A 19,390-nucleotide genomic window follows, 5' to 3' on the forward strand; every position below is an offset into this window, starting at 1 on the left:
AAAGGAACGCATGGCCCTAGTTCTGCAATGGCGACCACGCCGGGTCCGAGGCGCCGCCATCGGTGCGGACGCGTTTCAGGTTCCGGCCGGTGATGTCGACGGAGTAGAGCGACGACGCCCCCTGCGCGCCCTGCGTTTCGCGGGTGAACATGATGACGCGCCCGTTCGGCGACCACGTCGGCCCCTCGTCGAGGAAGCTGGCGGTCAGCAGACGTTCCTCGGACCCGTCGGTGCGCATGACACCGATGTGGAACCGGCCCTTGGACTGTTTGGTAAAGGCGATCAGGTCGCCGCGCGGGCTCCAGACCGGGGTGCCGTAGCGGCCCTGACCGAAGGAGATGCGCGTCGCCTCGCCGCCGCTTGCGGACATGACATAGACCTGCGGCGTGCCGGAGCGGTCGCTTTCGAACACGATGCGGCTGCCGTCGGGCGAAAAGCTGGGCGCGGTCTCGATCGAGGGCGCGTTGGTCAACCGGGTCGACTGGCCCGAGGCGACGTTCATCATGTAGAGGTCGGTGTTGCCGCCCTGCTCCATCGAATAGACCACCGTCTGCCCGTTCGGACCAAAGCGCGGCGAGAAGGCCATGTTGCCGCCCTGCGTCGGCAGCACCCGCCGCCCCACGCTGGCGACGTCGAGCACGAAGATCTGCGGGCGTCCGGTTTCGTAGCTGGTGTAGAGCACCCGGTCGCCCGAGGGCGAGAACCGGGGCGCGAGCACGATGGACGCGCTGTCGGTCAGAAACTGCAGGTTCGCGCCGTCGTAATCCATGATCGCGAGGCGCTTGCGGCGGTTGTCCTTGGGGCCCGTCTCGGACACGTAGACGACGCGGCTGTCGAAATAGCCGCCCTCGCCCGTGATCCGCGAATAGACCGCGTCGGCCACCTTGTGCGCCATGCGCCGCCAGCCCGCCTCGGTTCCGCTGAACTGCAGTCCCGAGCCAAGCTCCTGCCCCGCAAAGACGTCATAGAGCCGGAACTTGACCGTCAGCCGCCCGCCACCGTCCATGGACACCGCGCCGGTGATCAGCGCCTGCGCGTTGATCGCTTTCCAGTCGGCATACTGGACCGGGCTGGAAAAGCTGCTGACCTGGCTGATGTGGGCCGAGGCCGGGATTTCCCGGAACAGTCCCGTGCCGGTCAGATCCTCGGACACGACCCGCGCGATCTGCGCCGCCATCGACGCGGCCGCCGCGTTCTCGGGGACGAAGTTCGGGACGGCGAACGGCAGGGGTTCGATCACGCCTTCGGTGATCTCGATCCTGAGCGGACCACCCTGGGCCAGTGCCGCGAGCGGGGCGATGGTAGCGAAAGCCGCGAGGGCGAGCGTCAAGAGGTGTCTCATTTGATCCGCATCTTCTCGGGGTTGAAGGTCATGACGATTTCCCGCCAGTGATCGAACTTTTCGGTCGGCAGGCCGTAGCCGGTCGCGCCGCAACGGATGATCGCGCGGCGGGCCGCCTCGAACGCCTGACGGGCCGAGGCGTCGCTGCCGCCCGAGGACGACACCATCCTGATGCTGCCAGACACGGGCCGCGCGTCCTCCGTCATGGTCACAGATACTTCCACGGTAACGCGAAGCGCGTCAGAAGAAAGGCTACCGGTGTTCCAGCAGTTCGAAACCGCGACGCGAAGCGCCTCTTTTTCGGACCCGGTCATCGGCCGACCAGCAGGTGCGGTCGGTGCCGGATTGGACGTCTCGCCCCCGCCGAGCGCCTTTTCCAGCGCGGCGTTGATGGCTTTTTCGTCGTTCTTCGGCGCCGGTTTCGGATCGGGCTTCTTTTCCGCCGCCGGTTTCGGGGCGGGCTTGGGTTCGGCCGCAGGCTTCGGATCGGGTTTCTTCTCGGCGGCCGGCTTCAGCTCGGGCTTCGGTTCTGGCTTCGGCTCGGGCTCTGCCGCCGCGACGCGGACCGCCGGGCGGGCCTGCGGACGCTTGGACACGCTCGGCGCCAGCGTCTTGGGCTTCTCGGCCTCGGTCACGATCTCGGTCGTCGCTTCCTCAGGCGCGGTGGCTTCCTTTTCCTCGCGCTGTTCCTCGGCGGGCGCCTCCTCGGTCGCCGGCTCGCGCACGACCTCGTCGACCTTCACGTCCTGCTCGGGCCGCTCCACCGGGCGCGGAGCGACACGGGGCACGTCGCGGGGCGCGGGCTCCGGCGTGGGTTCGGGCTGAACCGCGGCGATATCCTCGCTCGGCGGCGTGATGTCGGGTGCACGGTCGGTGACCTCGGCGGGCTGCGGCGGGATCGGGTCCGGCTGAGCGGGCGTCGGATCCGGCTGTGCGGTCTCGGTCGGCGCGGGCTCGGCCTGTTCGGGCTGGCTGTCGGTCGTGTCGGACACCTCGGGCGGCGGCGTGCCCTCGTCGGGCGGCGGCGACGGCTCTTCGACCCCCGTCGCGGCCTCGGGCGGCTGCTGCGCGGACATCATCGCCGCGAATTCCTCGTTCGAGACCAGCGCGACCTCGGTCACCTCGATCTCGGGCGACGGCGGCACGGCGAAGGAGCCGAACAGCATCCAGCCGATCAGCCCCGCATGGGCGGCCCCGGATATGACGTGCCCGACATGCAAAATGCGCCCCTAGTTCCCCGACGGCTGCGCGCCGGTGCCATCAAGCGCCGGGCCGCCGTTGTCGGTCACGAGGCCGATATTGGTGAAGCCACCACGGTTCAGCGCGCCCATGACGACCGCCACCTCGGAATAAGGGACCGAGCCGTCCGCCCGCAGGTAGACGCGGTCGCCTTCACGCTCCGCCGCGATGGCGCGCAGCTTGGCGATCAGTTCGTCCGGCGCGACCTCGGTGGTCTGCAGCGTGATGGTCCCCTCGGCGGTCACCGTCACGGTCAAAGGCTCTTCCTGGTCCGAAGGCAGCGAACGGGCAGCCGTTTTGGGCAGCTGCACCGGAACGCCCACGACCATCAGCGGGGCGGCGACCATGAAGATGATCAGCAGCACCAGCATCACGTCCACGAAAGGCGTGACGTTGATCTCGGCCATGGGACGGGCACGGCCGCCACGGCGGCGGCCCCGGCGGTGGTTGTCCCCGCCTTCCTTCTGTATCGCGGCGGCCCCCATATCAGGCGGCGTCCAGTTGCCGGCTGAGGATGGTCGAGAATTCGTCCGCGAAGGCTTCGTAGTTGCCGACGATACGGTCCGCGTCGGTCGACAGCTTGTTGTAGAAGATCACCGCCGGAATGGCCGCGACCAGCCCCAGTGCGGTGGCCAGCAGCGCCTCGGCGATACCGGGGGCCACGACGGCAAGGTTGGTGTTCTGCTGTTCGGCAATGCCGATGAAGGCGTGCATGATGCCCCAGACCGTCCCGAACAGGCCGACGAACGGCGCGGTGGAGCCGACGGTGGCCAGCACCGGCAGGCCACTCTGCAGCCGTTCGGATTCCTTGGCGATCGCGACGTCCATGCTGCGGTCGATCCGCGCCTGCGCCCCGGCGATCAACGCGCCGTCGTCGCGGTGCGACCGGCGCCATTCGGTCATGCCGCTGGCGAAGATGCGCTGTGACCGGCCCCTCGGATCGGCGCCGATCTGGTCATAGAGCTCGTCCAGCGGCTCGCCCGACCAGAACTCCCGGTCGAACCGCGCCGCCTCGCGCCGGGCGGACCGGTAGGCGATGATTTTCTGGATGATGATCGACCACGACCAGAAGCTCGCGAAGATCAGCATGATCATCACGATCTTCACGGTGAAGGTCGATTGCGCGAATAGCGCCCACATGGAGAAATCCATCCCCTGTCCGAGGGCGAGACTTTCTGTTTCCATTCTGCCTGCTCGTTGCTGTCGGCCCGCCTTGATGGCGTCTTTATTCGGCCCGATTGCGCAGGAAAATACAGTAAAGCAATTGCAAACGCCAACACATTGCCGCGAGTGACTTCGCGGTGATGCTTTCAGTGCATCAGCAGGCGGATATTTGCCGGAAGCCTCACGGGATGACCGGTTTCTGACAGAGCGACGAGTGTAACGTGAGCGGTGAACAGCACTTCGCCGTCGCGCAGGACGTCCTGTTTCAGCACGATCCGCGCCCCGGTCACCGCTTCGGTCGTGGTGTGGACGGTCAGCTGATCGTCGAACCGGGCGGGCGAGATATAGTCGGCCTCGACCCGGCGGACGGCGAACACGATGCCGTCCTCGGCCTTCATCCTGACCTGGTCGATGCCCAGCGTCCGGACCCATTCGCTGCGGGCCCGTTCGATGAACTTCAGGTAGTTCGCATAGTAGACGATCCCGGCCAGATCGGTGTCCTCGTAGTAGACCCGCAGGTCGAACCGGTGCTCCATCCTCGTCCCCTTCAGTGTCCCGTCAGCCCCATCCGGGCCGAGAGCCTCAGCGCGTGGCTGGCGTCGTCCGCGGCCACCGGCATCACCGGTTCATAGGCCGCGCGCATCAAAGCCGCGACGTCCGGATGCAGCAGCGCGTCGCCCCCGCCCTGCGGCACCGCCAGCGGGCTGCGGTCGCGGAACGCCCCCGGCCCCCAGAGCAGCAGCGCCTTGACCGCCTGCTCCAGCCCGAGATCGGCGGCGGGCTGGTCGGCCAGCCCCCCGGCCATCCGCAGGAACACGAAGGCCGCCTTGATCCCGCCCGCCTCGTCAAAGCGGAAGGTCCGGTACTGCAGCGCGCCGCCCTGTTCCAGCCGGGGCAGCAGGTCGTGCAGATCGGGGATCATCCGGTCGAGGTTGTCGAGCGCGGCAAGATCCTGCCAGTCCCGCAGGAAAAAGATCATCAGGTTCGCGCCCAGTTCGGCATCCGTCTCGGCCATCCTGTGACCGGCGGCAAAGACCGTCGCCTCGATCGCCGCCTTCAGCACGCCGAGCGTCTGCTGTTCGACGCCGAAGATCACCGGCACGACGGGCCGGGACCAGCGGGCGAAACGGTAGCCTTCGGGCGTGGTGAACAGGCTCTCGATCTCGTCAGGCGTCATCGCGCGGCTCCAGGTAGCGGCCCCATTTCCGTTCGAACGCGGTGTCCAGATCGACGCCGAACCGGTCGCAATAGACCAGCAGGAAGCCGAAGAGATCGGCAAGTTCGTCCTCCAGCGCCTGCCGCGCGTCACCATCTCCGCCCCGCGACAGCCCGTGCAGGCGCAGATGCGCACCGACCGCCTCGCCCGCCTCCTCGGCGATCTTGCCGATGTAGAAGGCCGGGTCGTCCGCGATGCCAAAGCTGTCGCGGTAAATGGCATTGACCCGCGCGGCGCGGGCCTGAAGCGCGCTGAGGTCGGTCATTCGAAGAGGTCCGTCTGGTTCCGCGGCGGTGTCAGCCCGAGGTGCCGCCAGCCCTTCTGCGCCAACATCCGCCCGCGCGGGGTGCGCTGGATCAGCGCCTGCTGCAGCAGGTAGGGCTCGATCACATCCTCCAGCGCATCGCGGCTCTCGCTCAGCGCGGCCGACAGGGTTTCGATCCCGACCGGCCCGCCGCCGTATTCCTCGCCGATCATCTTGAGATAGCGCCGGTCGCCGCCGTCGAGGCCGAGGTGATCGACCCCGAGCCGCGTCAGCGCCATGTCGGCCAGCTCTCGCGTGATCCGCCCGTCGCCTTCGACCTGCGCGAAATCCGCCACCCGCCGCAGCAGCCGCCCGGCGATCCGGGGCGTGCCCCGCGCCCGCCGCGCAATCTCCAGCGCGCCCTGTTCGTCGGCGGGCGCCCCCATCAGGCGGGCGTTGCGGGTGACGATCTCGTGCAACTCCGGCTCGGTGTAGAACTGGAGCCTGACGGGGATGCCGAAGCGGTCCCTGAGCGGCGTGGTCAACAGCCCGAGCCGCGTGGTCGCGCCGACCAGCGTGAAGGGCTGCAGTTCGATCCGCACCGTCCGTGCCGCCGGCCCCTCGCCGATGACAAGGTCCAGTTCGAAGTCCTCCAGCGCGGGATAGAGCACTTCCTCGACCGCCGGGTTCAGGCGATGGATCTCGTCGATGAAGAGGACGTCGCGCGCCTCGAGGTTGGTCAGGATCGCGGCCAGATCGCCCGCCTTGGCCAGCACCGGGCCCGAGGTCATGCGGAAGTTGACGCCCAGTTCCCGCGCCATGATCTGCGCCAGCGTGGTCTTGCCCAGGCCGGGCGGGCCGTGGAACAACGTGTGATCCATCGCCTCGCCCCGCCGCCGCGCAGCCTCGAGGAACACCCGCAGGTTCGCCCGCGCCTCGGCCTGGCCGATGAATTCCGACAACTGCTGCGGGCGCAGGGCCCGGGTGTCCGACGCCTCGTCCTCGGGCAGCCGTTCGGGGCGCAGGGCGGGATCGGAACCGGTCATCGCCGCGCCCCCAGCGAGGCGCGCGCGTCAGGGCGCGATGAGCGGTCGGGTCCGGTCATTCCTATCCTTTCGGCGCCAGCAGGCGCAGCGCGGCGCGGATCAGGGCGGGGGTGTCGGCCTCGGGCGTCGCGCCCGCCGCCTCCGCCACGGCCGAAGCCGCCTCACCCGGCGCATAGCCGAGGTTGGTCAGCGCCGACAAGGCCTCGGCCTGTGCCGCGCCGCTGCCCTGCGCCCTGGCCGGTGCCGGACGGGGGGTCGCGACAGGGTCCGCATCGTCGATCACCGCGTCCGGCGCCGAGGCGGCCGCGCCGCGACCGGACATCGCCATGACCGCGGGGGCCTTGTCCTTCAGCTCGATCACCACCCGCTGCGCCGTCTTGGGCCCGATCCCCTTGGCCGCCTTCACCGCGTTCCAGTCACCGAGCGCGATCGCCCGGCTGACGCCCTCCGGCCCGAGCGCACCGAGTATGGCGAGCGAGGCCTTCGCCCCCACGCCCTGCACCGTCATCAGCAGCCGATGCCATTCCTTCTCGACCAGGGTCGGAAAACCGAAGAGCTGCAGGACATCCTCGCGCACCAGCAGGTCGGTATAGAGCGCCACGGCCTCGCCGACGCCGGGCAGTGACGCCAGTACCCGGTCCGAGCAATAGACCAGATACCCGACCCCCTTCACGTCGATCAGAACGTGATCGTCCGCGCGATAGTCGATCCGGCCGGAAATCTTGCCGATCATGCCCGCACCTTCGCCTGCGCGATGGCCCGGCCCGTCCCGAGGTGGAGCGCGTGGCAGATGGCGATGGCCAGCGCATCCGCCGCGTCCGGGCCCGCGATCTCGGCCCCCGGCAGTTGCAGACGGACCATGTGCAGCACCTGCTGCTTCTGCGCGTGGCCGACACCGACCACCGACTTCTTGACCGTGTTCGGCGCATATTCCCCAACCGCCAGCCCCGCCGCCGCCGGCACCAGCAGCGCGATGCCCCGTGCCTGCCCCAGCTTCAGCGTGCCCGCACCGTCGCGGTTGACGAAGACCTGTTCCACCGCCGCCGCGTCGGGCTGATAAGCCGCGACCACCTCGGTCAGCTGGCGGTGCAGGGACAGCAGGCGTTCGGCCAGCGTGTCGCCGTCGCCCTGGCAGATTCCGTTTCCGATATGGGAAATCCGGCTGCCGTCGACGCGAATCACGCCCCAGCCAAGATTGCGCAAACCGGGGTCGATCCCCAAAACCCGCATTGCCAGCCCCTTCTGCCCGTCCCGGATGGCTCCGGTGTGTCTTTGATGCGACGCTAGCACGAAACGGGAACATCCGCCAAGGACAAAGACCCGGTGCCCCGCGCAAGCAGAAAATTCGACATTCGGGTGACACTCGCGACATCCGCAGTCTGAAAACGTCATTTCCGACGCCGTTAGCGACAGCCAATTCGGCAGATTTATGACGTATTTTCATGCCCTTACGGAACTTCTGAGTCATGCAGAAAACGCATGCGGCCTATGCAAATCGCGCTGCTTGTTTTGTGTGCAGTTTGAGAATACCTGCCGCGCCATCAAGACAAACACCGCGAACAAGGATTTGCACAATGGCTGCACAATACATCTCGGGCACGCAGGCCGCTTCTGCTGTCCTCTATGGCCGCATCGGCCGGTTCATCTCGAACGCCATCATCACCGTCGCCGACTGGAACGACGCGCGGGTGACCCGCAACGCGCTGTCGCGCCTGACGGATCGCGAACTGGACGACATCGGCCTGTGCCGGGGCGACATCGACGACGTCACCGCCCGCTGAGTCATCGGACCCTCCGGGGCCATTGCTGCCGCAGCCCCGGAAAGTAAAAAGCCGCACCCGAAAGGGCGCGGCTTTTTCTTTTGGGGGATGACAGCTGCGTCAGCTGACGAAGGGCGCGATGAAATCCGTCATCATGCGGGTCACCGGGTCGATCTGCATCAGCGTCGCGCCGATCTTCTCGACGGTCTCGCCCTGCGCCAGCGATGCCAGCTTGGCCGCATAGCCTGCCTCGCCCATCCGGATCAGCAGGAAAACCTTGTACCCGATCACGCCGGCCAGCAGGCCGATGACGTATTTCATCGGGACCCGCTTGCGCAGCGGTTTGCGGTCCGGGACGAGGTCGATCAGACCGTCCTTGCGGACCTTGGGATGATAGCCGCCCTCCAGCGACCGCGCCCTGCGGTCGATGAATTTCAGGCGGTCCTGAAAGCTTTTCATAGCCACGCTCATTGCACTGCCTCGATCAGAAATTTGACGTTTGGGTAACGTCGAAATAAGGCAATTTCGTGGCTGCGCGGATTTCCGCCGTCCGAATGAGGCTTATTTACAAGGACTTCTGCAGAGTCAGCGTCGTCCAGTCGCCGATCCGTTCACAATGCGCCTGCTTCAATCCGCATTGTTCGTAGGCCCGCAACACCTCCTCGGCCTGCTCGTTCAGAAGGCCCGACAGAATCGCGTAACCGCCCCGCGACAGGTGGCCCGAGACATCGGGTGCGAGGTCGATCAGGGGCGCCTTGAGGATGTTGGCGAGGATCAGGTCATACGGCGCCGCCGCCGCGATGGCGGGATGGCCAAAGCCCGTCGCCTCGACACAGGTCACCCGTCCGGCCATGCCGTTGGCGGCGAGGTTCGCATCGGCCACCTCGACCGCGACCGGGTCGATGTCGCCCGCGACCGGCGTGATGTCCCAGACCCGTGCGGCGGCCATGGCCAGCACCGCCGTCCCGCAGCCGATGTCGGCGACGGCGACCGGGTTCAGCCCCTCGGTCGCCAGCCGGTCGATGGCCCTCAGACAGCCCTGCGTGGTGCCGTGGTGGCCGGTGCCGAAGGCCATCGCCGCCTCGATCAGCAGGGGGATCTTGTCGCCGGGCACCTTGTCCGCGTCATGGCTGCCGTAGACGAAAAACCGTCCGGCGACGACCGGCGACAGCTCCCGCTTCACATGCGCGACCCAGTCGGTTTCCGGCAGTTCCGATACGGTGAAATCCTTGGCCCCGTGCACCATGGCCAGCAGCGCCAGTCCGGCCTCGTCCGGCGCCTCGGTGAAGTAGCCGCCGACCTCCCACAACCCGCTGTCGTCCTCGATCTCGAAGACGCCGACACCGGTCGGTTCCGGGATCAGGGTTTCCAGCGCCTCGCCGAGGGCTTCGGCGGAGGCCTTGCCGGGAAGGGTGGTCAGGGCGGTGTAGGTGGGCATCGGCGGTCTCCTTGCGGTGCGTTGCGCTTAGGTCCCGCCGGGACCTGCGTCAAGCGCCGGTCTTGGGCCGGTCGCGCAGGCCCTTCACGTAGCGCCAGCCGATCCATGCGCCGATGGTGCCCGCAAGGATCGCCGCGCCCGCCTGCCCCATCAGCACCCCGTTCGCGCCATAGGCCGCGCCCAGCCCGAAGGCCAGCGGCCAGGTCAGCAGCCCGTCGCGGATCCAGTTGGCGATGGTCGCGCTGATCGGCCGCCCGAGGTTGTTGAACGCGGCGTTCGCCACGTAGAGCGCACCGGTGAAGGCCAGCGCGGGCGCCATGTAGAAGGTGAAGAAGTGCATCACCTCGGCCCCTTCCGGCGACAGGCCGAACCCGCGCGCCAGCGGGCCGGACATCGACGCCAGCGCGATCCACGCCACCAGCGTGTAGCCGATGCAGTAGATCAGCGCGTCCTTGTAGGCCTGCGCCACCCGGTCCAACTGTCCCCCGCCGTAGTTCTGGCCGAGGATGCCGCCGATGGCCCCGGACAGCGCGAAAATGCCCCCGAACACCAGCACCGTCAGCCGCAGGACCACGCCGAGCGCCGCCGTCGCGCTGTCACCGAAATCGGCCATCGCGCGCATCAGGACCCAGTTGCCGAAGGGGGTCGAGCACTGGGTGAAGATCGCGGGGATCGCGATGACGACCCACAGGCGGAAGATCAGACGGAAGTCCTCCCACCTCGGGCGGGCGGCCATGCCGTGGTGAATGACGAGGAAGTAGAACCCCAGCACCGTCATCACCCCCCGCGTGATGATGACCGAGATCGCGGCCCCCTGCACGCCTAGGCCGAGGTAGAGGATGTTGAACGGATCGACCACCAGCGCCACCAGCGCCGCGGTGCCCGTGACCATCGTGGAACGTACCGCGTCACCGGTCGCGCGGACCACGGCGGACATGGTCATCCCGGCCACCATCAGCGGCATCCCGAACAGCGAGACGGACAGGAAATCCGCCGCCAGTTCCCGCGCCTCTCCGTTCGCGCCGCTGATCGCCAGCAGGTCGTAGCGGGTGAACCACAGCAGCGTCGAGAAGGCGACCTGGGCCCCGACCCCCGACAGGATCCCCACCGTCGCGATGCGCCGGGCGCGGTCGATCTCCCCCGCCCCGAGCGCGCGGGCGTAGATCGCGATGGTCGCGATCATCATGCCGACGTTCATCGAAGCCGGGAAGAACTGGATCGCGAAGGCGAAGCCGATGGCCGAGACCCAGACCTCGTTGTTGTACTGGCTGACCCAGAACATCGCGAGGAAGTCGATCAGGAACAGGAACGACAGGCCAAGCGATCCCGCGATCGACATGACCACGACGTGCCGCATCGTGGACCCGGTCAGGAACCGGGCCTTGGGGGGCGTCCGGGCGTCCTGATCACTCCGCAGCGACACGGAAATTGAACCGCTGGATGCGGGTCTCGTTGCCGGGTTCGGGGTGGCGCGGGATCAGCGTGGCCAGCAGGAACGATCCGCTGGCCATGCAGGCGGCCAGCACGAAGACCGAGGCGGGCGAGGCCAGCCACAGATAGCCGAGGGCCGCAGGCAGGAAGACCGCCGCAATATGGTTGATCGTGAAGGCCACCGCCGCCGTCGGGGCGATGTCACCGGGATCCGCGATCTTCTGGAAGTAGGTCTTGAGCGCCAGCGCCATCGCGAACAGCAGGTTGTCTATGATATAGAGCACCGAGGCCAGCAGCACGCCCCAGCCGAACATGTAGATGCCGCCGTAGAGCGTGAAGACGGTCACCAGCCCCGCATATTCGAACAGCAGCGTCCGCTGTTCCCCGAACCGCCCGACAGCGCGGCCGATCAGGGGTGCGAAGACCATGTTGCAGACCAGCGTGATCAGGAACAGCGCCGTCACTTCGTGCACGTCGTAGCCGAACCGCTCGACCATCATGAAGCCGGCGAAGACCACGAAGATCTGCCGCCGCGCGCCCGCCATGAACTGCAGCAGGTAGTAGAGCCAGTAGCGGCGGCGCAGGACGAATTTCTTGACCTGCGGATTGGGCGCCTCGAACTGCGGAAAGGCGAACATCGCGAAGAGGGCAACGCAGAACGTGAAGCCGCCCGCCAGCATGTAGACGATGTTGTAGGTCAGCCCCAGCGGTTCCCAGAGCAGCACGATCAGCCCGTAGGAGGCCAGCGTCGCCGCCGATCCGGTCGCCACGAAGAGGCCAAGCTTGCGCGGCGCCTCTTCCTTGGTCAGCCACTGGAGCTGAAGCGACTGGTTCACCGTCTCGTAGTAGTGGAAGCCGATCGAACTGAGCAGCGTGATCGTCAGGATGCCGCCCAGGGTCGGGAACCACGCCGTCACCGCCGTGGCGGCACCCAGCATCGCCAGCGACACGAGACCGAGCACCTGTTCACGCACGAAGATGATGATCGCGATGACGCCGATGGCGAGGAAGCCGGGAATCTCGCGCACCGTGTGCAGCCAGCCGATGTCCGAACCGTTGAAGTTCGCCACGTCGATGACGAAGTTGTTCAGCAGCGCCGACCACGTCGCAAAGGCCACGGGCATGGCTGCGGCCATGAGGAACAGCAGCGCCTGCGGCCGCCGCCAGCGTGGCAGGGAGTGGGCGTCGGAAAGGCGAGTCGTGCGCGTCATGGGGATCCCCTTACGCCCTTCCCAAGGGGTTGGCGAGGTAACGCGTGACGATTTCATGTAAATGCAGCGCAGCCCCGGATGCGCGGGATTGCACAGTGCAGGGGCGCATTTGCCCTTGGCCTTTTCCCGCGCGGGCGGCAGAGGATCCGCATGATCGCGCCCCGCCCCGCCCCCTCTCTGGCCATCCAGCTGATGCTTCTGGCGACCGCCTGCATCGCGATGACGACTTTGCTGGCCAAGGCCATCGGCGCGGGGCATCTCGGCCCGTCGCTGCATCCGCTTCAGGTGTCGAACGGGCGGTTCATATTCGCCTTCATCGCGATCTCCTCCATCGCCCTCGCGCGGCGTCTGCGGGTCCAGAGCCCGGCCTGGCGGGCACATGCGCTCAGGACGTTCTTCGGCTGGGGCGGCGTCAGCCTGATGTTCGCGGCGGCGGCGTTCCTGCCGCTGTCGGACGCGACCGCGATCAGCTTCCTGAACCCGGTCTTCGCCATGGTCCTCGCGATCCCGATCCTCGGCGAGAAGGTCGGCCCGATCCGCTGGGGCGCGGCGGCCATCGCCCTGATCGGCGCGCTGGTCCTGCTGCGCCCGACGCCCGAGGCGTTCCGTCCGGCGGCCTTCCTCGCCCTTGGCGCCGCCCTGATGATGGGGGCCGAGGTGATCGCGGTGAAGTTCCTGTCGGGCCGGGAACGTCCCCTGCAGATCCTGCTGATCAACAACGGCCTCGGCGTGGTGATCTCGTCACTCGCCGTCCTGCCGTTCTGGCAGATGCCGACGCCCGCCCAGTGGGCCGCGCTTGCGGGGATCGGACTTGTGATGGCGACCGCACAATACTGCTACATCAACGCGGTCGCGCGGGCCGAGGCGAGCTTCGTCATCCCCTTCTCCTACGCCACGCTCCTGTTCGCGGCGCTTTACGACGCTCTGATCTTCGGCGTGCTGCCCGACGCGGTCTCGTGGACCGGCGCGGCGATCATCGTGGCGGGCGGCATCGCGCTGGCATGGCGCGAGGCGGTCCTGCGCAGGCGGGGTGTCCCGGTCGCCTGATCGGCAAGCGGTAGCCGGGGCCGAATCATTCGCTTGTCTCTGCCGCTCGTATGCCTAGAATGGGGCGCTCTAGGAATTCCGGGGCGGGCCAGACGGTGCCGCCCCTCTGCCATAAGCCATCAGGAAGATCTCATGTCTTGGACCGATGAACGCGTCGAACTGCTCAAGAAGATGTGGAGCGAGGGCCAGTCGGCCTCCCAGATCGCGAAAGAGCTTGGCGGCGTGACCCGGAACGCGGTGATCGGCAAGGTGCATCGTCTGGGCCTGTCGAACCGCTCCGGCGGGGCCGCCACGACGACCGCGCCCGAGAAGAAGGTCGAGGAAAAGCCCAAGGCCCCGGCCAATGCCGCCGCACGCCCCGCGCCGAAACCCGCCGCAGCCGCGCCCCGTCCGGCGGAAGAGCCGGAAGAGGAAACCGCCGCCGCCGCGCCCAGCCCGGCGCGCAAGGCGATCATCCCCGCGGGTCAGCCCCTGCCGCCGCAGCCGTCCGCGAACGAGATCAGCCCCGAGGCGCTGGCCAAGGTCAGCGAGATCGAGAAGAAGGCCAAGAAGCTGACGCTGATGGAACTGACCGAGCGGACCTGCAAATGGCCGGTCGGCGATCCGGCCACGCCGGACTTCTGGTTCTGCGGCCTGCCCGTCCAGGCGGGCAAGCCCTATTGCGAGGCCCATGTCGGCGTCGCGTTCCAGCCGATGTCCTCGCGCCGTGACCGGCGGCGCTGAGGCGCATTACAGGATCATCCGGATCGGCGGTGAGATCTTGTCGCGCGCTATGATTGCCTGACGGCGGTAGTGCTCGCGCGTCTCGCGCGGGATGCTCAGGTCATCCAGCCGGTCCGCCGTCATCTCGCGCAGTCGCCGCTCCTCGCGATACCGGCGGTCGGCATTGGCCAGCCGGTTCAGCAGCCGCAGCCAGAGCGGCGTCTTGCGGGTATCCACGGCAGCGGTGGCCGGGGCGAAGCGGGTGATCTGGGATGTGTGGGTCATGTCCGTGTCCTCCGTGTTGGGTGACCCCAGATTGCGCCCCTGCCGTCAGGCCAGCGTAATTCCGGTGGTGAAAAGCCGCGCCCGGCGTGCAATATCTCCGTCAAATACGGTCCCGCGAACGTAAAAACGGAGCGCAGACGCATTGAAGCCACCCGCGCTGAGACTCAGGCTGAACGGTATGCTGTCGGTGCGCGACGGCGAGGGTCGTGCGGTCGAGGGTCTTTCGCGCAGGGCGCAGGCGATGCTGGCCTACCTTTCGACCCAGCCGGACATGCAGGCGGAACGCGGGCTGCTGGCCGATCTGCTGTGGTCCGACCGGGCCGAGGCGCAGGCCCGCGCCTCGTTGCGGCAGGAGCTTTCGGTCATGCGCCGGATACTGCCGGAGGGCCTGATGACTGCCTCGCGGCAGAGCGTCTCGCTCGATCCCGCGCGCATCGTCGTTGAACCGGGACCGGGCACTCTGCTCGAAGGGTTCGACCTGCCGTCCGAGGCGTTCGAGGACTGGCTGCGCACGATGCGCAATGCCGATGTGCCACAGCCCGCCGCCGCGCCACCCGCCATCCCCGCCTCAAACACGCCCACGCTGGCCGTGATGCCCTTCGAGGAGCTCGGCGCGCCCGAGGCGGACATGTTCGCCGACGGCGTGGTCGAAGAAATCACCTCGGCCCTGTCCCGCAACCGCGACTTCGACACCATCGCCCGCCAGTCGGCGTTCGCCCTGCGCGGCCTTGCCCTGCCGGTCCCCGAGATCGCGGCGAAGCTCGGCGCAGACTACGTGGTCGAAGGCAGTGTCCGTAGGTCGGGCGACCGTGTGCGCATCTCGGTCCAGCTGATCCGAGGCGCGGACGGCCACACCATATGGAGCGAGCGGCTGGACGACCGGCAGGACGACCTGTTCGACCTTCAGGACCGGGTCGCCGCGCTGGTGGCCGGGCAGGTCTCGCCGCACCTGCGCTCGGCCGAGATCGCGCGGATCGGGCGTGTCCGGGCCGAGGATCGCACCGCCTACGAACTGACGCTCTCCGCCCTGCCGCTGTTCTGGGCCAGCCGCAAGGACAGCATCGAGGCCGCGATCCGCATCCTCGACCAAGCCATCGCACGGGAACCGACGCACGCCCCCGCACTGGCCTACAAGGCGTGGGCGGTCGCCCATATGCCCACCTACATGTGGTCCGACGATCCGCTTGGCGATCACGAACGCGCTCTGGAACTGGCCGAAACCGCCGCGCTGCATGCCGAGGACCATCCGCCGACGCTGGTCGCCATCGGGGCCACCTTCGCCTTCAGCTCGACCGACGCCGCGATCGGGAACCATTTCATCGACCGCGCGCTGGAAATCGACCCGAACAATGCATGGGGCTGGCTGCGGCGTGGCTGGTCGCACGTGGCGGCGGGGCGCGGACCCGAAGTGCTGCCGCCGCTCGACCGGGCGGATCAACTCAGCCCGCTCGACCCGTTCCGCTTCAGTTCGCTCGTCGCGCGCGGGTCGGCCTATCGCATCATGGGCGACTACGACACCGCGCTGGCCTATCACCGTCAGGCGATGCGAGAGAACCCGCAGGCGCCGTGGATCAGGCGCACGATGCTGCTGACCCTGCTCGGCGCGGACCGGATGGATGAGGCGCGGGCCGAGGTGCAGCTCCTGTTGCAGAGCTACCCCGGCCTGACGCTGACGCGGTTCCAGCAGAGCTTTCCCCGCACCTTCTGGGAGGGGAACGAGCAGCACGCCGACCGGATCCGCATGATCGGACTGGCCGAGGATTGATCCTCAGTTTCCGCCCAGCAGTTTGCCCAGCCCCTTCAGCGCCTCCTGCTCCAGCTTGCGCCGGATCGCGTCCTCGGTGCTTTCGCCCTCCTGCTTGGTCACCCCCAGCGTCTCGGTCACTTTCTTCTCGACCTCCTGCCGCGCCTTGGCCTCCAGCGCCTTCTTCTCCTCGTCGAGGTTCAGCTGGATCGCCTTTTCGAGGTCCGGCAGGATGCGCGGCGCGGCCCACGGGCCCTTGATGCGGATCGGGATCGCCACGCCCCGCCCGTCGCGGGCCTTGAGCGAGATCGGCGTGAACAGGTAGTCGATGTCGCGCGCACCGATGCCGACGCGGCCCTCGCCCCTGGCCTGGATCGAGGCGAGCTTCATGTCCAGATCACGGTTCACGAGGTTTCCGCCCTCGATGGTCCAGGATGCGGTGAGGCTGTCGAAGATCGTCGTCCCCCCCGCGCCCTGCCCCGTGCGGAACAGCTGATCGAGGTCGATCCCGAGGATGCGGCCCTGCCCGGTCTTCAGGTTGCCGCTGCCCGACAGGCTGTTCATCAGCGCGGCCATCGAATTGCCGGATGCGAGGAACTTCAGCTGTCCGTCCGCGCTGCCGGTCAGGCGGTCGACCCCGGCCATGTCGGTCAGCAGGCGCTGCAGGTCGACGCCCGCGACGTTCACCGTCCCGCCGGTGGAAAAGCCGCTGCGGTTGTTCAGCACGACCTCGCCGCCGATCTGGCCGCCGAAGATCGACAGGCTGCGGATCGCGGTCGCCGCGCGGGCATTGTCGATGGTGGTCAGCGTGCTGACGGACGTCGGCTTGAGCCCGCCAAGGTCGATGCTGTCCGCGGTCAGACCGATTTCGCCGTTGATCGCCGAAAGCGCCGACAGGTCGATCGGATCGCGCGACCAGCCGTCCGAGGCGCCACCCGACCCGCCGCCACCACCGCCGGAGCCCCCGAGCGCCGTCAGGTCCAGCGCCCCGGCGGCGACGTTCGCCTTGACGTAGGGCTTGCCCGCCAGCGTCACGTTGGCGTTGAACGCCAGCGTGTTCATGTCCAGCGTCGCCTTGCCGTCCGAAAACGCGAGGCTGTCGCCCTTGTAGTTCAGATCGCCCGACACCTTCGCGCTGCGCCCCAGCCCGCGTGGCAGGTCCACCGGTCCGGCGCCGAGCGCGTTGGTGAACTTCGCCGTCTCGCCCAGATCGGCGCTGACCTTGCCCTGCGCCGCGCCCGCCGTGCTGACCTGCCCGTCGAACCGCGCCGTGCCGCCGGGGGCGGTCAGGTCGAAGGCCACGCCGGTCATCTTGCCGTCGAGCAGCGGGTCCATCGCGGCGAGGCTGCCCTTGACCCGCACCGGCTCGCCCGCCGGGCGGATGGTGACGTCGAAGGCCACCGGCCCCGACCGTTCCGGCCAGTCGAGCGCGATGTCCACGTCCTGAAAGCTCTGCCGCGTGCCCGCCCCGGCGTCGATGATCGTCAGCCGGGCGTTCTGGATGCGGGCCTTGTCCAGCCGCACGTCACGGGCGGACATGCCGCCCGACTGCGCCGCCGTGTCGCTGCCGCCCGTGCCCGCGGACGTCCCGCCGCCGGAACCGAAATCCCAGTTCGCGCGCCCGTCCCTGGCCTTTTCCAGCAGGATCTCGGGCCGGATCGCCTCAAGTTCCGTGATCCGGACCGCACCGCCCCAGAGCGCCGCCGTCTCGACCCCGATCTTCAGCCCGGCGGCCCTGAACATTGGCCCCTTGTCGGACCAGTCGGCATTCGCGACCTCGACCGCGCCGGTCGTCACGCCCAGAACGGGCCAGTAGGTCACCTTGGTCTCGCCCGAGAAGGTCACCGCCCGCCCGGTCTGTGCGCGGATCTGGTCCGCGGCGATCCGCGCGATGCGGTCGCCGGGCAGAAAGAACACCGCCCCGGCCATGATGACAACGACCGCCACGACGGCGATCACGATCCAACGGATCAGGCGCATGTCGCACCCCCTTTTTGACTGCTCACCTCAATTCTACCTTACCAGAATCCCCGCACAAGCGCGCCCCGTTTCCGTGCCGCGCGACTCGCGCTATAGGGCGCGTATGAGCCAGAACCCGCCAAACCTGCGGCCCGACATCGCGCCCGCGCCCCGCTTCGACACCACCCGCCGTCCCGGCCAGCCCGCGATTGGGATGGTTTCGCTCGGCTGTCCCAAGGCGCTGGTCGACAGCGAACGCATCCTGACCCGGCTGCGCGCCGAGGGCTATGCCATCAGCCCCGATTACGCGGGCGCCGACGCGGTGATCGTGAACACCTGCGGCTTTCTCGACAGCGCCAAGGCCGAAAGCCTCGACGCCATCGGCGAGGCGCTGACCTCGAACGGACGTGTGATCGTCACCGGCTGTCTGGGCGCAGAGCCCGAGTTCATCACCGGCGCGCATCCCAAGGTGCTGGCCGTCACCGGGCCGCATCAATACGAACAGGTGCTGGATGCCGTGCACAGAGCGGTGCCGCCCGACCCCGATCCGTTCATCGACCTGCTGCCCGCGTCGGGCGTCAGCCTGACGCCGAGGCACTACAGCTACCTGAAGATTTCCGAGGGCTGTAACCACAAGTGCAAGTTCTGCATCATCCCCGACATGCGCGGCCGCCTGCAGTCCCGCCCGATGAAGGCGGTGGTGCGCGAGGCCGAGAAGCTGGTCGAGGCCGGGGTGAAGGAGCTGCTGGTCATCAGCCAGGACACGTCGGCCTATGGCACCGACTGGAAGGATCGTGACGACAAGGCGCCGATCCTGCCGCTGGCGCGGGAACTGGGCCAGCTCGGGGCTTGGGTGCGGATGCACTACGTCTATCCCTACCCGCATGTGCGCGAGATGATCCCGATGATGGCCGAGGGTCTGATCCTGCCCTACCTCGACATCCCGTTCCAGCACGCCCACCCGGATGTGCTGAAGCGCATGGCCCGCCCCGCCGCCGCCGCCCGCACGCTGGACGAGATCGCGGCATGGCGGCGCGACTGCCCCGACATCACCCTGCGCTCGACCTTTATCGTCGGCTATCCGGGCGAGACGGAGGCCGAGTTCCAGACCCTGCTGGACTGGCTGGACGAGGCGCAGCTCGACCGCGTCGGCTGCTTCCGGTACGAGAACGTCGACGGCGCGCGGTCGAACGCGCTGCCCGACCACGTACCCGAAGAGGTCAAGGACGAACGCTGGCACCGCTTCATGGAAAAGGCGCAGGCGATTTCCGAGGCGAAGCTTGAGGCCAAGGTCGGCACCCGGATCGAGGTCATCGTGGACGAGGTGGACGAGGACGCCGCCACCTGCCGCACCAAGGCTGACGCGCCCGAGATCGACGGCAACCTGTTCATCGACGAAGGCTTCGAGGCGCTCAAGCCCGGCGACATCGTGACCGTCGAGGTGGACGAGGCGGGCGAATACGACCTCTGGGGCCGTCTGATGGACTGACACCCACCGGAAAAAATTGCGCCGGTGCAGGGCACCCCCCCTGCACCGGCGCTCTTGCTTCGACCCACGGACG

General features: G+C 67.9%; 21 protein-coding genes. 5 read left to right on the top strand and 16 right to left on the bottom strand.

What is annotated here, in order from left to right; genetic code table 11:
- Nucleotides 1-16 precede the first annotated feature (16 nt).
- From tolB to ruvC, 10 genes are all read right to left on the bottom strand, one after another.
- Complete coding sequence (gene tolB / locus ATO6_RS00540; protein ID WP_088622009.1) at nucleotides 17-1,342, bottom strand: Tol-Pal system beta propeller repeat protein TolB; 1,326 nt, start codon at nucleotides 1,340-1,342, stop codon at nucleotides 17-19.
- On the bottom strand, nucleotides 1,339-2,562 hold the full coding sequence (locus ATO6_RS00545) for an energy transducer TonB (RefSeq protein ID WP_088622010.1): 1,224 nt from the start codon (nucleotides 2,560-2,562) through the stop codon (nucleotides 1,339-1,341). The genes tolB and ATO6_RS00545 overlap by 4 nt, the downstream gene beginning before the upstream one ends.
- A 9-nt stretch (nucleotides 2,563-2,571) precedes the next feature.
- Nucleotides 2,572-3,066: a protein TolR gene (gene tolR / locus ATO6_RS00550; protein ID WP_088622011.1), complete on the bottom strand. Its 495-nt coding sequence runs from the start codon at nucleotides 3,064-3,066 to the stop codon at nucleotides 2,572-2,574.
- Between the two features lies 1 nt (nucleotide 3,067).
- Nucleotides 3,068-3,766: a protein TolQ gene (gene tolQ, locus ATO6_RS00555; protein WP_088622012.1), complete on the bottom strand. Its 699-nt coding sequence runs from the start codon at nucleotides 3,764-3,766 to the stop codon at nucleotides 3,068-3,070.
- A 125-nt stretch (nucleotides 3,767-3,891) separates the two neighbouring features.
- Nucleotides 3,892-4,281 (bottom strand): tol-pal system-associated acyl-CoA thioesterase, encoded by a 390-nt coding sequence (gene ybgC / locus ATO6_RS00560; protein ID WP_088622013.1) that lies wholly within the window; start codon nucleotides 4,279-4,281, stop codon nucleotides 3,892-3,894.
- 11 nt (nucleotides 4,282-4,292) lie between these two features.
- Nucleotides 4,293-4,922 carry a hypothetical protein gene (locus ATO6_RS00565; protein ID WP_088622014.1) on the bottom strand — a complete coding sequence of 210 codons (630 nt, stop codon included), beginning with the start codon at nucleotides 4,920-4,922 and terminating at the stop codon, nucleotides 4,293-4,295.
- Nucleotides 4,912-5,226 (bottom strand): hypothetical protein, encoded by a 315-nt coding sequence (locus ATO6_RS00570; RefSeq protein ID WP_088622015.1) that lies wholly within the window; start codon nucleotides 5,224-5,226, stop codon nucleotides 4,912-4,914. The genes ATO6_RS00565 and ATO6_RS00570 overlap by 11 nt, the downstream gene beginning before the upstream one ends.
- Entirely contained in the window at nucleotides 5,223-6,251 is a 1,029-nt protein-coding gene (gene ruvB, locus ATO6_RS00575) for a Holliday junction branch migration DNA helicase RuvB (RefSeq protein WP_088622016.1), read from the bottom strand. Before ruvB ends, ATO6_RS00570 begins: the two co-directional genes overlap by 4 nt.
- 61 nt (nucleotides 6,252-6,312) lie before the next feature.
- A complete protein-coding gene (ruvA, locus tag ATO6_RS00580) occupies nucleotides 6,313-6,984 on the bottom strand; it encodes a Holliday junction branch migration protein RuvA (protein ID WP_088622017.1) in 672 nt (223 codons plus the stop codon).
- Nucleotides 6,981-7,481, bottom strand: coding sequence for a crossover junction endodeoxyribonuclease RuvC (ruvC, locus tag ATO6_RS00585; protein ID WP_088622018.1), 501 nt, complete (start codon nucleotides 7,479-7,481; stop codon nucleotides 6,981-6,983). Before ruvC ends, ruvA begins: the two co-directional genes overlap by 4 nt.
- A 344-nt stretch (nucleotides 7,482-7,825) precedes the next feature.
- Between ruvC and ATO6_RS00590 the strand changes: the two genes are divergently transcribed.
- Nucleotides 7,826-8,032 carry a DUF1127 domain-containing protein gene (locus ATO6_RS00590; RefSeq protein WP_088622019.1) on the top strand — a complete coding sequence of 69 codons (207 nt, stop codon included), beginning with the start codon at nucleotides 7,826-7,828 and terminating at the stop codon, nucleotides 8,030-8,032.
- A gap of 99 nt (nucleotides 8,033-8,131) precedes the next feature.
- Here ATO6_RS00590 and ATO6_RS00595 read toward each other — a convergent pair whose 3' ends face one another.
- The 4 genes from ATO6_RS00595 to ATO6_RS00610 all read right to left on the bottom strand — a co-directional run bounded on the left by ATO6_RS00595 (nucleotide 8,132) and on the right by ATO6_RS00610 (nucleotide 12,091).
- The gene (locus ATO6_RS00595) at nucleotides 8,132-8,470 is read right to left on the bottom strand and encodes a hypothetical protein (RefSeq protein WP_088622020.1); all 339 of its coding nucleotides are present in this window, start codon (nucleotides 8,468-8,470) and stop codon (nucleotides 8,132-8,134) included.
- 106 nt (nucleotides 8,471-8,576) lie between these two features.
- Nucleotides 8,577-9,449, bottom strand: a complete 873-nt coding sequence (locus ATO6_RS00600; RefSeq protein WP_088622021.1) for a 50S ribosomal protein L11 methyltransferase — start codon at nucleotides 9,447-9,449, stop codon at nucleotides 8,577-8,579.
- Between the two features lie 49 nt (nucleotides 9,450-9,498).
- Nucleotides 9,499-10,872, bottom strand: coding sequence for an MATE family efflux transporter (locus ATO6_RS00605; protein WP_088622022.1), 1,374 nt, complete (start codon nucleotides 10,870-10,872; stop codon nucleotides 9,499-9,501).
- On the bottom strand, nucleotides 10,856-12,091 hold the full coding sequence (locus ATO6_RS00610; protein ID WP_088622023.1) for an MFS transporter: 1,236 nt from the start codon (nucleotides 12,089-12,091) through the stop codon (nucleotides 10,856-10,858). Before ATO6_RS00610 ends, ATO6_RS00605 begins: the two co-directional genes overlap by 17 nt.
- Before the next feature lie 150 nt (nucleotides 12,092-12,241).
- Between ATO6_RS00610 and ATO6_RS00615 the strand changes: the two genes are divergently transcribed.
- Together ATO6_RS00615 and ATO6_RS00620 are read left to right on the top strand one after the other, a co-directional pair.
- On the top strand, nucleotides 12,242-13,138 hold the full coding sequence (locus tag ATO6_RS00615; protein ID WP_088622024.1) for a DMT family transporter: 897 nt from the start codon (nucleotides 12,242-12,244) through the stop codon (nucleotides 13,136-13,138).
- 132 nt (nucleotides 13,139-13,270) lie between these two features.
- Nucleotides 13,271-13,861 carry a GcrA family cell cycle regulator gene (locus ATO6_RS00620; protein ID WP_088622025.1) on the top strand — a complete coding sequence of 197 codons (591 nt, stop codon included), beginning with the start codon at nucleotides 13,271-13,273 and terminating at the stop codon, nucleotides 13,859-13,861.
- A gap of 6 nt (nucleotides 13,862-13,867) precedes the next feature.
- Here the strand turns inward: ATO6_RS00620 and ATO6_RS00625 are convergent, their stop codons facing one another.
- Nucleotides 13,868-14,125, bottom strand: coding sequence for a hypothetical protein (locus ATO6_RS00625; RefSeq protein WP_088622026.1), 258 nt, complete (start codon nucleotides 14,123-14,125; stop codon nucleotides 13,868-13,870).
- A 142-nt stretch (nucleotides 14,126-14,267) separates the two neighbouring features.
- Here ATO6_RS00625 and ATO6_RS00630 point away from each other — a divergent pair, with 142 nt between their 5' ends.
- Entirely contained in the window at nucleotides 14,268-15,890 is a 1,623-nt protein-coding gene (locus ATO6_RS00630) for a tetratricopeptide repeat protein (RefSeq protein WP_141101905.1), read from the top strand.
- A 3-nt stretch (nucleotides 15,891-15,893) separates the two neighbouring features.
- Here the strand turns inward: ATO6_RS00630 and ATO6_RS00635 are convergent, their stop codons facing one another.
- The gene (locus ATO6_RS00635) at nucleotides 15,894-17,849 is read right to left on the bottom strand and encodes an AsmA family protein (protein ID WP_088622028.1); all 1,956 of its coding nucleotides are present in this window, start codon (nucleotides 17,847-17,849) and stop codon (nucleotides 15,894-15,896) included.
- Nucleotides 17,850-17,952: 103 nt separating this feature from the next.
- On the opposite strand from ATO6_RS00635, the gene rimO reads away from it, so the two are divergent.
- The gene (gene rimO / locus ATO6_RS00640) at nucleotides 17,953-19,317 is read left to right on the top strand and encodes a 30S ribosomal protein S12 methylthiotransferase RimO (protein WP_088622029.1); all 1,365 of its coding nucleotides are present in this window, start codon (nucleotides 17,953-17,955) and stop codon (nucleotides 19,315-19,317) included.
- The last annotated feature ends 73 nt before the right edge of the window (nucleotides 19,318-19,390 follow it).

It is taken from the genome of Oceanicola sp. 22II-s10i (assembly GCF_002210105.1).
In the GTDB taxonomy this organism is placed as follows: domain Bacteria; phylum Pseudomonadota; class Alphaproteobacteria; order Rhodobacterales; family Rhodobacteraceae; genus Pseudooceanicola.

Bases quoted from the DNA above. Each gene is read 5' to 3' on its own strand.
- tolB (WP_088622009.1), bottom strand. From the start codon at position 1,342: ATGAGACACCTCTTGACGCTCGCCCTCGCGGCTTTCGCTACCATCGCC.
- tolR (WP_088622011.1), bottom strand. From the start codon at position 3,066: ATGGGGGCCGCCGCGATACAGAAGGAAGGCGGGGACAACCACCGCCGG.
- tolQ (WP_088622012.1), bottom strand. From the start codon at position 3,766: ATGGAAACAGAAAGTCTCGCCCTCGGACAGGGGATGGATTTCTCCATG.
- ybgC (WP_088622013.1), bottom strand. From the start codon at position 4,281: ATGGAGCACCGGTTCGACCTGCGGGTCTACTACGAGGACACCGATCTG.
- ATO6_RS00565 (WP_088622014.1), bottom strand. From the start codon at position 4,922: ATGACGCCTGACGAGATCGAGAGCCTGTTCACCACGCCCGAAGGCTAC.
- ATO6_RS00570 (WP_088622015.1), bottom strand. From the start codon at position 5,226: ATGACCGACCTCAGCGCGCTTCAGGCCCGCGCCGCGCGGGTCAATGCC.
- ruvB (WP_088622016.1), bottom strand. From the start codon at position 6,251: ATGACCGGTTCCGATCCCGCCCTGCGCCCCGAACGGCTGCCCGAGGAC.
- ruvA (WP_088622017.1), bottom strand. From the start codon at position 6,984: ATGATCGGCAAGATTTCCGGCCGGATCGACTATCGCGCGGACGATCAC.
- ruvC (WP_088622018.1), bottom strand. From the start codon at position 7,481: ATGCGGGTTTTGGGGATCGACCCCGGTTTGCGCAATCTTGGCTGGGGC.
- ATO6_RS00590 (WP_088622019.1), top strand. From the start codon at position 7,826: ATGGCTGCACAATACATCTCGGGCACGCAGGCCGCTTCTGCTGTCCTC.
- ATO6_RS00595 (WP_088622020.1), bottom strand. From the start codon at position 8,470: ATGAAAAGCTTTCAGGACCGCCTGAAATTCATCGACCGCAGGGCGCGG.
- ATO6_RS00600 (WP_088622021.1), bottom strand. From the start codon at position 9,449: ATGCCCACCTACACCGCCCTGACCACCCTTCCCGGCAAGGCCTCCGCC.
- ATO6_RS00610 (WP_088622023.1), bottom strand. From the start codon at position 12,091: ATGACGCGCACGACTCGCCTTTCCGACGCCCACTCCCTGCCACGCTGG.
- ATO6_RS00615 (WP_088622024.1), top strand. From the start codon at position 12,242: ATGATCGCGCCCCGCCCCGCCCCCTCTCTGGCCATCCAGCTGATGCTT.
- ATO6_RS00620 (WP_088622025.1), top strand. From the start codon at position 13,271: ATGTCTTGGACCGATGAACGCGTCGAACTGCTCAAGAAGATGTGGAGC.
- ATO6_RS00625 (WP_088622026.1), bottom strand. From the start codon at position 14,125: ATGACCCACACATCCCAGATCACCCGCTTCGCCCCGGCCACCGCTGCC.
- ATO6_RS00635 (WP_088622028.1), bottom strand. From the start codon at position 17,849: ATGCGCCTGATCCGTTGGATCGTGATCGCCGTCGTGGCGGTCGTTGTC.
- rimO (WP_088622029.1), top strand. From the start codon at position 17,953: ATGAGCCAGAACCCGCCAAACCTGCGGCCCGACATCGCGCCCGCGCCC.